The organism is Pseudomonas sp. NPDC077186, from assembly GCF_044543505.1.
Classification (GTDB): domain Bacteria; phylum Pseudomonadota; class Gammaproteobacteria; order Pseudomonadales; family Pseudomonadaceae; genus Aquipseudomonas.
The window spans coordinates 1,007,723-1,022,511 of record NZ_JBITWE010000001.1; the positions used below are offsets into that span (position 1 = coordinate 1,007,723).

15 protein-coding genes are annotated in these 14,789 nt (G+C 67.8%); 5 read left to right on the top strand and 10 right to left on the bottom strand.

The window, feature by feature from the left end:
• Positions 1-29 precede the first annotated feature (29 nt).
• Complete coding sequence (locus ACIGKL_RS04625) at positions 30-1,043, bottom strand: acetoacetate decarboxylase (ADC) (protein WP_397485531.1); 1,014 nt, start codon at positions 1,041-1,043, stop codon at positions 30-32.
• Positions 1,044-1,266: 223 nt separating this feature from the next.
• On the opposite strand from ACIGKL_RS04625, the gene ACIGKL_RS04630 reads away from it, so the two are divergent.
• The gene (locus tag ACIGKL_RS04630; RefSeq protein WP_397485532.1) at positions 1,267-2,502 is read left to right on the top strand and encodes an NADH:flavin oxidoreductase/NADH oxidase family protein; all 1,236 of its coding nucleotides are present in this window, start codon (positions 1,267-1,269) and stop codon (positions 2,500-2,502) included.
• A gap of 16 nt (positions 2,503-2,518) precedes the next feature.
• Here ACIGKL_RS04630 and ACIGKL_RS04635 read toward each other — a convergent pair whose 3' ends face one another.
• Positions 2,519-3,286: an MBL fold metallo-hydrolase gene (locus ACIGKL_RS04635; protein WP_397485533.1), complete on the bottom strand. Its 768-nt coding sequence runs from the start codon at positions 3,284-3,286 to the stop codon at positions 2,519-2,521.
• 101 nt (positions 3,287-3,387) lie between these two features.
• Between ACIGKL_RS04635 and ACIGKL_RS04640 the strand changes: the two genes are divergently transcribed.
• The gene (locus ACIGKL_RS04640; RefSeq protein ID WP_397485534.1) at positions 3,388-4,344 is read left to right on the top strand and encodes a GlxA family transcriptional regulator; all 957 of its coding nucleotides are present in this window, start codon (positions 3,388-3,390) and stop codon (positions 4,342-4,344) included.
• A 104-nt stretch (positions 4,345-4,448) separates the two neighbouring features.
• The gene (locus ACIGKL_RS04645) at positions 4,449-5,354 is read left to right on the top strand and encodes a LysR substrate-binding domain-containing protein (protein WP_397485535.1); all 906 of its coding nucleotides are present in this window, start codon (positions 4,449-4,451) and stop codon (positions 5,352-5,354) included.
• 10 nt (positions 5,355-5,364) lie between these two features.
• Here ACIGKL_RS04645 and ACIGKL_RS04650 read toward each other — a convergent pair whose 3' ends face one another.
• The 8 genes from ACIGKL_RS04650 to ACIGKL_RS04685 all read right to left on the bottom strand — a co-directional run bounded on the left by ACIGKL_RS04650 (position 5,365) and on the right by ACIGKL_RS04685 (position 12,331).
• Positions 5,365-6,021 carry an FMN-dependent NADH-azoreductase gene (locus ACIGKL_RS04650; RefSeq protein WP_397485536.1) on the bottom strand — a complete coding sequence of 219 codons (657 nt, stop codon included), beginning with the start codon at positions 6,019-6,021 and terminating at the stop codon, positions 5,365-5,367.
• A gap of 132 nt (positions 6,022-6,153) precedes the next feature.
• Complete coding sequence (locus ACIGKL_RS04655) at positions 6,154-8,202, bottom strand: pyridoxamine 5'-phosphate oxidase family protein (RefSeq protein ID WP_397485537.1); 2,049 nt, start codon at positions 8,200-8,202, stop codon at positions 6,154-6,156.
• 53 nt (positions 8,203-8,255) lie between these two features.
• Positions 8,256-8,882: a glutathione S-transferase family protein gene (locus tag ACIGKL_RS04660; protein WP_397485538.1), complete on the bottom strand. Its 627-nt coding sequence runs from the start codon at positions 8,880-8,882 to the stop codon at positions 8,256-8,258.
• A gap of 138 nt (positions 8,883-9,020) precedes the next feature.
• On the bottom strand, positions 9,021-9,911 hold the full coding sequence (locus tag ACIGKL_RS04665; protein ID WP_397485539.1) for a LysR substrate-binding domain-containing protein: 891 nt from the start codon (positions 9,909-9,911) through the stop codon (positions 9,021-9,023).
• On the bottom strand, positions 9,908-10,831 hold the full coding sequence (locus ACIGKL_RS04670) for a LysR family transcriptional regulator (RefSeq protein WP_397485540.1): 924 nt from the start codon (positions 10,829-10,831) through the stop codon (positions 9,908-9,910). Before ACIGKL_RS04670 ends, ACIGKL_RS04665 begins: the two co-directional genes overlap by 4 nt.
• A gap of 43 nt (positions 10,832-10,874) precedes the next feature.
• Entirely contained in the window at positions 10,875-11,489 is a 615-nt protein-coding gene (locus ACIGKL_RS04675) for a LysE family translocator (RefSeq protein WP_397485541.1), read from the bottom strand.
• 65 nt (positions 11,490-11,554) lie between these two features.
• Positions 11,555-11,923, bottom strand: coding sequence for a DUF5064 family protein (locus ACIGKL_RS04680; protein WP_397485542.1), 369 nt, complete (start codon positions 11,921-11,923; stop codon positions 11,555-11,557).
• Positions 11,924-12,013: 90 nt separating this feature from the next.
• Positions 12,014-12,331: a DUF2288 domain-containing protein gene (locus ACIGKL_RS04685; protein WP_397485543.1), complete on the bottom strand. Its 318-nt coding sequence runs from the start codon at positions 12,329-12,331 to the stop codon at positions 12,014-12,016.
• 295 nt (positions 12,332-12,626) lie between these two features.
• Between ACIGKL_RS04685 and ACIGKL_RS04690 the strand changes: the two genes are divergently transcribed.
• Together ACIGKL_RS04690 and livH are read left to right on the top strand one after the other, a co-directional pair.
• On the top strand, positions 12,627-13,748 hold the full coding sequence (locus ACIGKL_RS04690; protein ID WP_397485544.1) for a branched-chain amino acid ABC transporter substrate-binding protein: 1,122 nt from the start codon (positions 12,627-12,629) through the stop codon (positions 13,746-13,748).
• 116 nt (positions 13,749-13,864) lie between these two features.
• Positions 13,865-14,788, top strand: a complete 924-nt coding sequence (gene livH / locus ACIGKL_RS04695) for a high-affinity branched-chain amino acid ABC transporter permease LivH (RefSeq protein ID WP_021442918.1) — start codon at positions 13,865-13,867, stop codon at positions 14,786-14,788.
• The last annotated feature ends 1 nt before the right edge of the window (position 14,789 follow it).

Genomic DNA, 14,789 nt, shown 5'->3' on the forward strand with positions numbered 1-14,789 from the left:
GGCGCCGGCGTTGGTGCGCGCGGCGCACCCTACTCCGCTTTCAGCGGCTCGGGCGCATAGAGCGCGCTCTGGAAGTCCGGCACGTATTCGTACTTCATCATCCTGCCCAGCTGCAGCGACTCGATGTAGGTCGACAGGCTGCCATCGCCGAGCTTGAGCTTCACCGAATCCGCGTTCGAGTTGGAGGCATGGCGCAGCTGCCGGGAAACGGCGTAGCCATAGGCCAGCTCGCCGTCGTGGCCGATATTGGTGAAGCTGTTGGTCACCAGTTCGGGTTCGTTGGACAGCTCGGCAAGCTTCTCCACCTCGAAGGCAACGTCGAGTTTGCCGGTTTCGCTGTCGGCGATCTCGAAGACGAGGCGCTGGTCGGTCTCGCGATAATCGATGGCGGTCAGCCACTTCGGCAGGTTGTAGCCGACCACGCCGCGCACCCGCGCCAGTTCGGTATTGACCGGCAGCTTGAGCACGTAGCCCCAGAAGTCCTTGGACAGCGACTGGCCGACCAGGCTGAGCGGTCCCAGGTTGGCGTTGCCGGGCTTGTTGGTGACGATGGACAGGGCGATCTCGTTGTAGCTGTCGTTATCGCAATGGTGATAGGCGTAGGCGGTGAAGGCGACCAGGCCCCTGCCCGGCCAGACCTGCAGCGGCTGCACCTGCTCCAGCACCTGCGCCGGCATTAGCTCGCGCAGCCTGTCGAGGTCGGCGGTGAACACCGCGGTGACGCGGGTGTTGCGGTAATAGAAGTTCGGCGAGTAGGACTCGAAGCCCATGTCCACCTTGGTTTTCTGCAGCCCGCGGAACCAGCTGAGATCGATGTCCGGCGCCTCGGCGGCGATCACCGACAGCGGCGGATTGGAGTGGTAGCGGTCATACAGCCCGCCTGCCAGCACCGGCACGGTGTGGCCGGCGATATCGACCGTGGCGGTGGGCGCGTCGCTCTGCTGCGCCCACAGGGGCATGGCGACGGCATGGAGAATCGCGCCGGCCAGCAGCGCGGTGGGTTGGCGTTTCAGGCGTTTGGTAAGCTCGGCAAGCTGCTTCATGGGGGTTATCCGCGTTGAGGATTCGATCGGTTCCTGCCCGCCGGAAAGCGCTCCGAGGGGCAGACGCGGCAACCCTAAGGTTAAACAGAGCTTTAAGGTCAAGCGGTCGAATCGGCGATTTTGTTTCGCCGCGGTAACAGGGCAAATCGCGTGCAAATGCCCATTGACATTAAAGTGAGCTTAAAGGTTAAGGTCGCCTCACCTTCAGCCGAGGAAGCGCCCCATGAACCTGTTCGATCCCCTTGTCCTGCCCAATGGCTCGATCATCCCCAACCGCATCGCCAAGGCGGCGATGGAGGAGAACATGGCGGACGCCGAGCACGCGCCGTCGGAACCGCTGCTGCGCCTCTACCAGGCCTGGGCCGAGGGCGGCGCCGGCCTGCTGATCAGCGGCAATGTGATGGTCGACAGCCGCGCCATGACCGGCCCGGGCGGCGTGGTGCTGGAAGACGATGCGCAGCTGGCCAGGTTCGAGCACTGGGCGCGAATCGGTCGTGCCCGGGGCGCGCAGTTCTGGCTGCAAATCAACCACCCCGGCCGGCAGATGCAGGCCAACCTCGGCCAGCCGACCTGGGCGCCTTCGGCAGTGGCGCTGGAGCTGGGCACGCTGTCCAAGCGCTTCGCCACCCCGCTGGCGATGAGCCAGGCGATGATCGACGAGGCGATAGCGCGCTTCGCCCGCACCGCGCGCCTCGCCGAACGGGCCGGCTTCAGCGGCGTGCAGATCCACGCGGCGCACGGTTACCTGCTCAGCCAGTTCCTCTCGCCGCTGACCAATCGGCGCAGCGACTCCTGGGGCGGCTCGCTGGAAAACCGCGCGCGCCTGCTGCTGGAGATCGTCAAGGCGGTACGCGCCGAGGTTTCCCCGGGCTTCGCGCTGGCGGTCAAGCTCAACTCGGCGGACTTCCAGCGCGGCGGCTTCAGCGCCGAGGACGCCCAGCAAGTGGTCAGGCTGCTGGGCGAGCTGAAGGTGGACCTGGTCGAACTGTCCGGCGGCAGCTACGAGGCACCGGCGATGCAGGGCCAGGCCCGCGACGGCCGCAGCCTGGCGCGCGAGGCCTATTTCCTGGAGTTCGCCCGCGAGATTCGTGGGGCAGCGAGCATGCCGCTGATGGTCACCGGCGGCATCCGCCGTGCGCCCGTCGCCGAGCAGGTGCTGGCCAGCGGTATCGAGATGGTCGGCATCGGCACGGCCCTGGCCATCGACCCCAACCTGCCGCGCGACTGGCAGCGCGGGCAGGACAACGCGCCGCAGCTGCCGCCGATCACCTGGGGCAACAAGGTGCTGGCGTCGCTGGCCAACATGGCGGTGGTCAAGCACCAGCTGCGCAAGCTGAGTCGGGGCCGGAAAACCCAGCCCGGGGTATCGCCGCTCTGGGCGCTGCTCCAGCAGCAGCTGGGCGATATGCGGCGCTCCCGCCAGTACCGGCGCCGGATGGCGCGCCGCGCGGCGGAGTGAGGCCCGCCCTCCGCGCTCAGAAGCTCAGCACCTCGCCATCCTGCGGTACCAGCAGGGCAACCCCCGCGCCGGCCGCGGCCGCGGCCAGTGTCGCTCGGCGGGTGGGGCAATGGCTGATGGCTTCGAGGTGGTTGGCCACCACGGCCTTGCCGCTCAGGCGGGCGAACTCGAGCACCTCGTCGATGCCCATGATGATGTCGCCGCCCAGGTCGAAGCGCGCGCCGCCTGCCGGCACCACGCTGACCTCGGGCCGATGCTCGCGCACGCAGGCGCGCACCGCTTCGCTGAGCAGGGTGTCGCCGGCCAGGTACAGGCTCGGCTCGCCCGGCATCTCGATCAGATAGCCCACGCCGTGCTCCATCAATCGCCCCACCAGACCGCGGCCATGGGTGCAGCGGATGGTGCGGATGCGTCCACCGAGAAACGCGCCGGGCTGCTCGTGGTCGGCGTGCAGCGGCTGGACCTTGAGGCCGCGCTGCGCCAGGTACTCGGCATCGTGCGGCGTGCAAATCACCGGGATCTGCCGCTCGCGCAGCCACTTGGCGCCGGCACGATCCAGGTGATCGAAATGGCCTTTCTGGCAATGCGTGATCAGGCAGTGAGTGACCGACTGCAGTGCGTCGCGAGCGGCGCCCGGCAGCTCGACCAGCGGGTTGCGTTGCCGTGCGCCGAACAGTCGCAGCGGCGGCAAGGCGCCCTGCCGGGCCAGCATGGGGTCGACCAGCACGCGATGCTGGGCGAATTCGACGATGATGGTGGCGTTGCGCAGTTGCTGGATTTTCATGAACAGCCCTCGGGTTCGGAGGGCTCCATGCTGCCTATCCGGCCTCGAGGCAAAAATGGCAGTATTGGACATCTTCGATTCATTTCAGGCCATCACCCACCATGCGCATTGGTTTGCTGCTGTTTCCCGATTGCATGCCCGCCGGGCTGCTGGCCTTCGCCGACCTGCTGCATGCGGCCAATCGCCGAAGCGGGCGGCAGCTGTTCGAGCTGCGCTACGTCGCCCGGCAAGCCGGGCCGGTGCAGTGCGCCCATGGGGTGAGCCTGGAGGCGAGCGCCGCGCTCGATTCGCGCACCCTGGATGCCCTGCTGGTCCCCGGTTTCTGGGCCGAGTCGGTGGAGCAGGCCGATGCGCTGCTGGCGAACAACGCCGCGCTGATCAAAGCCCTGTCGGTCGTCGGCAAGCGCGTGCAACTGTGGAGCTACTGCACCGGCGTGTGCCTGCTTGCCGCCAGCGGCCGCCTGAACGGTCAGGTGGCGACGGTGACCTGGTGGCTGGCGGACAGCTTGCGCGAGCGCTTCGCCCGGGTGCGCTGGCAGAGCGAGAGCAGTTGCGTATTCGCCCAGGGCGTGGCCACCGCCTCCGGGGTGAACGGCTACCTGCCCATCGCCCAGGGGCTGATCGAACGGCAGGTCAGCCAGGACACGTTCAAGGACCTCAGCCGGCTGATGGTGCTGCCGCGCCCGGCCGTACCGCACAGCGCCTTTCGAGGCGCCAGCCTGATGCAGCAACCGGTCGGGCTGCTGCGACGCCTGCATGCGCTGGTCGAACAGACGCCCGCCGAGCAGTTGCGGGTACCGGCGCTGGCCAGCCGGCTGGCGCTGACCGAGCGCACCCTGGCGCGCCAGGTGCGCGCGGCAACCGGCGAGCCGGTGGCGAGCTACGCCAGGCGCATCAAGCTCTATCAACTCGCCGAGCGTCTGGCCATGACCTCGGCGCCACTCACCACCCTCAGCGCGGAGCTGGGCTTCAGCAGCGCGGCCAATTTGCGGCGCATGTTCAAGGCCTTGACCGGGCTGACCCCGGCCCAGTATCGCCAGCAGTACGGGCGCCCGTGACCGGCGCCAGGCGCGCAGCGGCGACGCCGGGTTATAGTGCAGGCCCTGGTTCCGCACTGGTCGCCATCGCGGCGGCGGAACAATCATGCAGGAGCTAAGGCAGCATGCGCAGGATTCCACCCCTGAACTCGGTTCGGGCATTCGAAGCGGTCGCGCGCCACCGGAGTTTTTCCGCCGCCGCCGATGAGTTGAGCGTGACGGTCGCCGCGGTCAGCCATCAGGTGCGCCAGTTGGAGGATGGGCTGGGCCAGAAGCTCCTGGAGCGCGGCCGCCAGGTGCGCCTGACCCCGGTGGGGAGCCTGCTCTATCCGCAGCTGCGCGACGGCTTCGACCAGATCGCCCAGGCCTTCGCCCTCGTCAAACCACCAGCCCAGGGCGACGCCGTGCAGCTCTCGACCACCCGCGCGTTCGCCGAACGCTGGCTGATGCCGCGCCTGGCGCAGTTCAACGCGCTGCACCCGCACATCGTCGTGCATGTCCACGCCTCGGAAAAACCGGTCGACTTGCGCGCAGAAGCCATCGACCTGGCGATTCGCTACGGCCCTGCCGATGACGCGGGGGCCGAGCGAGCGCTACTGCAGGACCACTTTATCGCGGTCGCCGATACGCGCATCTGCCCGCCGCAACGCGCGGCGACGATCGACGACTTCTACGGGCGCCCGCTGCTGGCATTCAAGTGGAAGAACCTGGGTCTGGCTGCGCCCACCTGGTCGGCCTGGCTGGCGCAGGCGGGGAGCGCGCGCGAGTTCAGCATCTCCTGGTACAGCGAAGAAACGTTGGCCCTGCACGCCGCCGAGCGCGGCCTGGGGCCGCTGCTGTGCAGCAGCCTGCTGGTCGACGAAGCCCTGCGCGACGGACGCATGCAGCGCGTGCAGGGGCCTGCGCTGGCGGGCTTCGCCTACCGCCTGGTCGAGCCCAATGCGTCACAGCCGCGGCGCAGCCTGAGCCTGTTCAAGGACTGGCTGGTGGCGCAAGCGAGCGCCTCGCAACAGCTGACGGCAGAGCCCTGAGCCACGGGGTTCAGGCGGCCAGGCGTTGCCCGAGCAACTGCCCGGCCAGGCTGGCGGCGGCCTCGAACGCCTCGGCGAGCGAGGCCTGATGGCGCGCATCGCCGAATTCCTGGTAGTCGATGGCGATGACGTGGCTGTCGTTTACCCCGAGGTAGTGCGCGCAGGTCTGGATATGCGTCTCCAGGTGGTTCATATGCTCGCGCACGCCGCCGGGGCCGAAACCGAATTCGCCGCGCGACGCCAGGATCACCAGCGTCTTGCCGGCCATGATCGGCGCCAGCGGGTAGTCGCCGCGGGCCAGGTCGAAGCTGAAGGTCTGGTTGACGCGAATCACCTGGTCGAACCAGGCCTTGAGCGCGGCCGGCATGCCGTAGTTGTACATGGGCGTGCCCAGCACTATCACCTCGGCCCGTGCGATCTCGCCGATCAGCTCGTCCGAGATGCGCAGGACTTCGTGCTGCTCAGCCGAGCGCTGCTCGGGCCGGGTGAAGGCGGCGGCGATCCAGGCCTCGTCGATAAAGGGCGGCGGGTTGCGCCCGACGTCCCGCTCGATCACCTGCGTTTGCGCATCGCCCTGCCGCCAGGCCTGGACGAAGGCCCTGGATAGCTTGCGGCTCAATGAACGCTCACCACGAACGCTGGCATCGAGGTGCAGAAGAGTGGTCATGTGGTTTCTCCAATCAAACCCCGGTCACTGCGACCGGGTAACGCGAGCGATTGGGCCACGGCGGCATGCGAGCAGGCCATTGACCTTTACTTGAGCGCCTTCAAGAAAAACTCAACGGCCCGTGCACCTTGGTCAGAGGTCGAGCAGCAGCGGCTGCACGCCCTCCTCGCCCTGCGCCGGCACGGCGCAGCAGATCAGCACGCCGCCATCCTGCGGCAGTTCGGCGGGCGGATTCGGGTAGTGCACCTGGCCGCTGAGCAGGCGCGTCCTGCAGGTGCCGCAGGAACCGCCGCGGCAGCTGAACTCGGGCGCCAGACCGCGGCTTTCCGCCAGCTCCAGCAGGCTGCCGCTGCCTGGCGTCCAGCGCGCCTCCTTGGCCGAGGCGCTGAAGTACACCGGCACCGGCTCGCTCGCCGCTGGCGGCTGCACCAAGGTCGCTACCTGGCCGTCGGTGCGGCGCGCGAGCGTCGAGGGACCGAAGGCCTCGGCGTGGATGCGCGCGTCGGCGACGCTCAGCTCGCGCAGGCCATCGTAGATCGCCTGGGTGAAGGCGGCCGGGCCGCACAGGTAGAAGTCATGGTCGTCGAACGCCAGGGCCGCCTTGATCTGCGCCAGGTCGAGGCGCCCTTGCTGCTCGTAGTCGCGCCCGAGCACGGCATCGCTGCCCGGTGCACTGAGGGCGCGGTGGATGTGGAGCAGGCCATCGGCACGTTGCACCAGCTCGCGCAACTCGGCCTGGAACGGCAGGTCGGCCAGCGTGCGTGCGCCCTGGAAGAAATGGATGCGCCTGCCCTGCCCCAGCGCCACCTGTTCGCGCAGCATCGACAGCAGCGGCGTGATGCCGACGCCGGCGCCGATCAGCACCAGCGGCCGATGGGTGTCGCTGTTGAGGGTGAAGCTGCCCAGCGGCGCACGCACCTCCAGCACATCGCCGACCCGAACCTGCTCGTGCAGATGCCGCGACACCCGGCCCTGCGCCTTGACGCTGATGCGCAGGAAACCATCCGACGGCGCGCTGGACAGGCTGTAGGTGCGCAGCAGGGTGTCGCCCGCGGCGCTGCTGATGCGCACGGGCAGGTGCTGGCCGGCGGCGAAACCCGGTGCGGCGCCCTGCTCCGGCGCCAGCACGAACGAGCGGATATCGCGGCTCTCCTGCTGCAGATTCAGCACCCGCCAGCGCTGCCACTGATTGCGCTGCTCACGCTCGCGCAGGCGCGCGTCGGCTTGCGCCCAGGTACCGGTCATCAGGCTGGTCGGTGCATATTCTTCGAAGGCCCAGCGCAGCGAAGCCGCCGCCGGGCGCAGCACCACCCGCTCGACGTCGAAGGTCCACAGCCGCTCGGCGCCCTCGAAGGCCTGGATCAGCGGGCTGTCGAGGACGATCTCGGCGCGGCCGGCCAGTTGCAGCACGTCGCCCGTGGCGAAGTCGACGAACAGCAGCCCGGCGCGCGGATTGACGCTGAGGTTGCCCAGGGTGTTGAAGTGCAGGTTGCCGGCGTAGTCGGGGATGGTCAGGCGCTTGCCCTCCACCCGCACGAATCCGGCGCGCCCGCCACGGTGGGAAACGTCCACCGAACGACGGCCATCGTCGTGCTCGACGTAGCTGGCGACGAAGAAGGTATCGGCGCCGCCGATCATCGCCGCGCTGCGCGAATCCAGCTCGCTGGCGTCCTGACGCGCGCTGCCGCGCCCCTGCGGCGAGCGGCTGTACTGGCGCTGCTGGATATATTGCGGGCAGTTGCCAAAGGAATGCTCCACATCGATCTCCAGGCGCTGCGCCGAGGCCTGGCGGATATGGCCGTTGATGCGATTGCGCCGCCGCGTATGCAGCTCGATACCGAGCAGGCCGATGGCCTCGCCGACGCCCAGACCGGACGTGGCCGGGTCGAGCGGATCGAGCGGCATGGCGGCGAGATCGAACGCCAGGCGGCGCGGATCGGGCGAGGTGACGAAGCCCTCCTCGCCCTCGATCAGGGTGGCCCAGGGCTGGCCGGCAGCATCCACGGCGCCGGCGATCATAAAGGGCAGTTGCCGGTAGAAGTCGCGATGCTGGTCCGGCATATGGTCGCGGATCACCTTCTGCCCGAGCACTTCCATGCGCTCGGCGACGCCGACCTTTTCCTGCAGTCGCTTTTCACCGGCGTGCCAGGGCGAGTGCCGATGGCTGGGAAGCTGTTGCATGTTCTGCCCTCCACGAGAGGAGCCGCCGGGTAAACCCGGCAGCTGGCGGTGACTCAGGCTTGCAGGCCGGCGGCGGTACGCGGCATCGGCACGAAGCCCGGCAGCGCCTCGATGCGCGCCAGCCAGGCGCGGATGTTCGGATAGGGCTGCAGCGAAACGTTGCCCTCCGGCGCATGGGCGATATAGGAGTAGTTGGCCACGTCGGCGATGCTCGGCTTGTCGCCGGTGAGGAAGGGGGTTTCGCCCAACTCGCCTTCCATCAGGGTGAACAGCGCGTGGGCGCGGTTGATCACTTCCTCGCTGTTGAACGAGTAGCCGAACACCGTGACCAGGCGCGCGGCGGCGGGGCCGAAGGCCACCTGCCCGGCGGCTACCGACAGCCAGCGCTGCACCCGTGCGGCGGCGGCCGGCTCCTGCGGCAGCCAGTCGTCGTTGCCGTAGCGCTTGGCCAGGTAGACCAGGATGGCGTTGGAGTCGGCGACGACGGTGCCGCCGTCATCGATCACCGGCACCTGGCCGAAGGGGTTGAGGGCGAGGAACTCGGGGGTCTTGTGCGCGCCCTTGGCCAGGTCGACGAAGATCAGCTCGGTGGGCAACTGCAGCAGCGACAGCATCAGCTCGGCGCGGTGGGCATGGCCGGAACGGGGAAAGTTGTACAGTTTGATGGCGGGACGGGACATGCGACGACTCCTTCGAGGTTGGCGTGGTTCCGCGCGAGACGACTGGCCTGCGCGACGATGGGGGCCATATTCGCCCCATCCAACCAATAGAAGAATCACCGCATAGAACAATCCACTATTTCACTTTTTGCAATCAACTCAGAGCTGAAAGGCCGGATGGGCGCGCAGACGCGGCACGGCGAAATCGAGAAAGCTGCGCACCCGCGCGGCCGCCCGACGCCCTTCGCGGTAATACAGCTGCACCGGCACCGGTGCGGCGGCGAAGTCCTCCAGCACCGCCACCAGTTGACCGCTGCGCAGTTCCTGGTGGGCCTCGTAGCTCAGGCAGCGGGTCAGCCCGAAGCCGGCGAGTGCGGCGCGGATGGCCGCCTGCGGCGTGCTGCAGATCAGCCGCGGGGCGAGCTTGATCGGGCCGTCGGCGAAGCGCCATTCGCCGGCGTGGCCGGTCGAGGAGGTGGCGATGGTGCGCTGCGCCGGCAGGTCGTGTGGGCTGACCGGCCGCCCCCAGCGCGCCAGGTAGGCCGGAGAGGCACAGACCAGCGGGCGCGCCCACCCCAACGGCACGGCGAAGCCGGACGAACTGGGCAGATGACCGACCGCCACGGCCAGGTCGATGCCCTCCTCCAGCAGCCGGGGCAACTCCTCGCGCGCCAGGGTGGCCAGGCTCATCTCGGCAAAGGCCGCCAGGTAGTCCACGGCAATCGGCGTCAGCACCTGGTGCGTCATCAACAGCGGCAGGGCCAGGGTCAGTTGCCCGGCGGGGCTGGCGTGCAGCCCCGTCACGGAGCGCTCGGCCTCCTCCAGCCGCTGCAGGATGCGCTGGCAGCTGTCGGCGAAAGCCGCACCCACCGGGCTCAGGCTGACGCCGCGCGGACCGCGCACCAGCAGGGTGCTGTCCAACCGGTACTCCAGGGCGGCGACAATGCGCATCACCGTGGCCTGCGACAGCTGCAGCGCCCTGGCGGCCGCCGCCAGGCTGCCGGCCTGCGCCACGGCGAGGAACACCTGCATTGCGCGGTGCTGGCTCATGCTGCGGAGGGTGCGCCGGCCGCGCGCAGGGCCGGGTCGGCGCGAAAGCTGGCGGCGCAGTGGTCGACGAAGGTGCGCACCTTGGCCGAGACCTGGCGCCCGCCCTGGTGAATGACATGCACCGGCAAAGCCGGCGGTTCGAAGGCTTCGAGCACCAGTTCGATCTCGCCGCGCGCCACTGCCTCGGCCACCTGGTAGGACAGCACGCGGGTGTAGCCCCAGCCCAGGCGCGCGGCGCCGATAGCCGCCTGGTTGGAGCTGACGGTAAAGCGTGGACGCGGCATGAAACCGAAAGGCCCGTCGGCGCCGATGAACTGCCAGTGCGACAGCAGGTTGCTGGCGCTGGACATGACGATAGGGGCGTCGCGCAACTCATCCGGGTGGCGCGGGCGGCCGACGCGCTCGAGAAAGGCCGGCGCGGCGCAGACCACCGGGCGGATCTGCCCGACCTGCAGCGCCGGATGATCGCCCTCGGGCAGCGAGCCGATGCGCACGGCGACGTCGATGCCCTCCTCCAGCATGTTCACCACGCGGTCGATCAGCAGCGCATTGACCTCCACGTCCGGGTAGCTGTCGAGGTACTGGGCGATGCGTGGAATCAGGAACAGCTCACCGAACATCACCGGCGCGGTCACGGTCAACCGCCCACGCGGGCGCACGCTGCCACCGGCGGCCAGCTCCTCGGCCTCTTCCAGCTCCAGCAGGATGCGCCGGCAGTCCTCGACATAGCGCTGGCCGGCTTCGGTCAGGCGCAGGCTGCGCGTGGTGCGCGCCAGCAGCAGGGTGCCGAGACGCGCCTCCAGCGCGGCGACCGCGCGGGTCACGCTGGGTGGCGAGATGCCCAGCAGCTTGGCGCCGCCGGCGAAGCTTCCGGCCTCGGTCACCGCCAGCAGCACGCGCATTTCCTGAAACCGGTCCATCGTCACCGCCTGGTTCTTTGCCGCGAGGGCACAGGATAGCGCTTCAGCGTCGACTCAAGGCCAGGCGCGCGGCGAACAGCACGAAGATCAGCCCGGTGCTGCGATCCAGCCACTTGATCACCGCCGCGCGGCGTAGCCAGTGCGCCAGCGGCTGGGTGGCACCGATCAGCGCCAGCGCCCAGATCAGGCCGAGCGCCAGGTGGATGCCGACCAGGCCGAAGGTCCAGGCGACCGGGGGCTGGCCCGGCGGGATGAACTGCGGCAGGAAGGACACATAGAAGATCCCCACCTTGGGGTTGAGCAGGTTGCCCAGCAGGCCGCGCAGCAACCAGTTGGCGCCCGCCTGGCTGCTCGCCTGCGCGGGGGCCAGCGAGCGGCGCGGGCGCAGCAGCAGGTTCAGCCCGAGCCAGGCCAGATAGGCCGCGCCGCAATACTTGAGCAGGTTGTAGGCGAACTCGGACACCGCCAGCAGCGCGCCCAGGCCGAAGGCCACCGCCGCGCCCCACAGCAGGCAGCCGGCGTTGATACCGAGGGCGGCGCGCAACGCCTGCCGGCGCCCCTCGACCGCGGCGGTACGCAGCACCAGGGCGGTGTCGATGCCCGGCGTCAGGGTCAGCAGCGTGGCGGCGAGGGTGAAGGCGATCAGGTTCTCGGTCATGGGCTATGGCTGCGGGTATTGGCTGGCGGGCGCCCCGGTGGCCGGGGCGGCAATCTCGTGCGGGCTCAGAGCCCGTCCTGCTCCAGATGATCGAGGTTCACCGCCTCGCCCGGCTTGGCGTGCAGCTTGCTGCGGATGTCCTCGAAGATCGCGTCGTATTCCTTGTGCGCGCGCATGATCGGGCTGGCGTTGGCGTGCAGGCCGTGCTTGACCGCCAGTCGGGAGATCACGCTGGCGAAGTTGAAGGCGGTGTCGCGGTGCATCTCGAACACTTCTTCGAAGGCCTTGCCGTCGATCTCGCCGACCAGGCGACCGTGCAGCATGGCGCCTTCCTTGGGGTCCTGGCGCACCTCGTAATAGAAGTCGATGGAATAGCTCGGTTGCCCGACCATACCGGGCGGGTTGCTGCGATGCAGGTGACCGGGTTCGAACATGGCACCACTCCTTAGTAACGGGTCTGAGCGTTCCGCGCGGGAACGCCGAGACAGTCTAGACCGGCTATCGCACCGCTGCAGCGCGCCGTTTCAGTGCACGCTGGCGGCCGTCGCCCGCTCCTGCACCAGCACCCAGGGCGCCACCACCACCGCCCACAGTTGCGGGTCGCGCGTCAGCAGATCCTCGGCGCGGGCATCCTCCAGTTTGCCCAGCAGGCCCCGGGCCATCCACTCGGCGACCCGCGCCTGGTCGTTGCCGGCAACCGCCTTGGCGACCGCCACCAGATCCTCGCCGCCCTCGACCCAGAGCAGTGCGCCACGGGCGAAAAAGGGTTGCAGTTCCTGCCAGCGAATCGGCGCGGTTTCGCCAAGCAGCTTGGCATAGAGGGTGCTAGATTGATCCGTCATGGTGTGCCCCGTGTCGATGGCGATGAGTGCAGGCGCGCAATGATAGCGCCGGCAACTCTTCAGGCAACCGCGGGACGCTCGCTGAGCGACTGGGGGCACGCCGTTTTTCTGTACATACCTTGCAATTTAGCGACACCCCCGCGATTCGCCTCCAGCTGCCGGCTTTTCAAGGCGCAAATCCGCGCTCTACACTGTTCCGGTACAGTTGCCGGGGGCATGACCGGGGTAACGGACCCGGTTCTGCAGCTTCGGCCGCAAGAACTACAACAACGAAAAACATAAGAGTGGAGCACTCATGAACAAGGCTACTAAGCAGATTTCCAAACTGTTTGCGGCAATGGCTCTGGCGGGGGCGGCCAGCTATTCGATGGCGGCGGACACCATCAAGATCGGCCTGGCCGGTCCGGTGACCGGTGCCGTGGCGCAGTACGGCGAGATGCAATTCATCGGCGCCAAGATGGCCATCGAGCAGATCAACAAGGCCGGCGGGGTGAACGGCGCGCAGCTCGAAGGCGTGGTCTACGACGATGCCTGCGACCCGAAACAGGCCGTCGCCGTGGCCAACAAGATCGTCAACGACGGCATCTCCTACGTGGTCGGCCACCTCTGCTCCAGCTCCACTCAACCGGCCTCCGACATCTACGAAGACGAAGGCATCCTGATGATCACCGCGGCCTCCACCAGCCCGGACATCACCGCGCGCGGCTACGAACTGGTGTTCCGCACCATCGGCCTGGACAGCCTGCAGGGCCCGACCGCCGGCAACTTCATCGCCGACAGCATCAAGCCGAAGAACGTCGCGGTGATTCACGACAAGCAGCAGTACGGCGAAGGCATCGCCACCGCGGTCAAGCAGACCCTGGAAGGCAAGGGTATCAAGGTCGGCCTGTTCGAAGGCATCAACGCCGGCGACAAGGACTTCTCCGCGATGATCGCCAAGCTCAAGCAAGCCGGCGTCGACTTCGTCTACTACGGCGGCTACCACCCGGAACTGGGCCTGCTGCTGCGCCAGTCGAAGGAAAAGGGTCTGGACGTCAAGTTCATGGGCCCGGAAGGCGTGGGTAACAAGGAAATCTCGGCCATCGCCGGCCCGGCCTCCGAAGGCCTGCTGGTGACCCTGCCGAAGTCCTTCGACCAGGATCCGAAGAACCAGGCGCTGGTCGAGGCCTTCAAGGCCAAGAACGAAGACCCGAGCGGCCCGTTCGTATTCCCGGCCTATGCCGCCGTGCAGGTGATTGCCGAAGGCATCGAGAAAGCCGGCAGCACCGACACCGCCGAAGTGGCCGCAGCCCTGCGCGCCAACAGCTTCGACACCCCGACCGGTAGCCTGGCCTTCGACGAGAAGGGCGACCTCAAGGACTTCAGCTTCGTGGTCTACGAATGGCACCAGGACGGCACCAAGTCCGAAGCCAAGTAACAGTCCCGCCTGAACCCAAAGCCCACTGCAGCCGCAGTGGGCTTTGTTTATTAGAAGAATTCCGGTCTTGCGCTGCGTCACAAGCGCCGCTTTACGCAGGGCCCAGGAGTTAGGCAATGCCTGATCTTTACCACTACCTTCAACAGCTGATCAATGGACTCACCATTGGCAGTACCTATGCCCTGATCGCCATCGGCTACACCATGGTCTACGGCATCATCGGCATGATCAACTTCGCCCATGGCGAGGTTTACATGATTGGCTCGTACGTAGCCTTCATCGTCATCGCCGGACTCGCCATGTTCGGTCTCGACAGCCTGCCCATCGTGATGATCGCGGCGTTCTCCGCCAGCATCATCGTCGCCAGCGCCTACGGCTACAGCATCGAACGGGTGGCCTACCGCCCCTTGCGCGGCGGCAACCGCCTGATCCCGCTGATCTCCGCGATCGGCATGTCGATCTTCCTGCAGAACGAGGTGTTGCTGGCCCAGGACTCCAAGGACAAGGCCATTCCCAACCTGCTGCCGGGCAACTTCATCTTCGGTGAAAGCGCCATGAACGGCGTGGTCATCTCCTACATGCAGGTGCTGATCTTCGTCGTCACCTTCGTAGTGATGGTCGGCCTGAGCATGTTCATCTCCCGCTCGCGCCTCGGCCGCGCCTGCCGCGCCTGCGCCGAAGACCTGAAGATGGCCAACCTGCTGGGCATCAACACCAACAACATCATCGCCCTGACCTTCGTCATCGGCGCCACCCTGGCCGCCGTGGCCGCGGTGCTGCTGGGCATGCAATACGGCGTGATCAACCCGCACCTGGGCTTCCTCGCCGGGATCAAGGCGTTCACCGCCGCGGTGCTCGGCGGCATCGGCAGCATCCCCGGCGCCGTGCTCGGCGGCCTGGTGCTGGGCGTGGCCGAAGCCTTCGGCGCCGATATCTTCGGCGACCAGTACAAGGACGTGGTGGCCTTCAGCCTGCTGGTGCTGGTGCTGCTGTTCCGCCCGACCGGCATCCTCGGCCGTCCGGAGGTTGAAAAAGTATGAG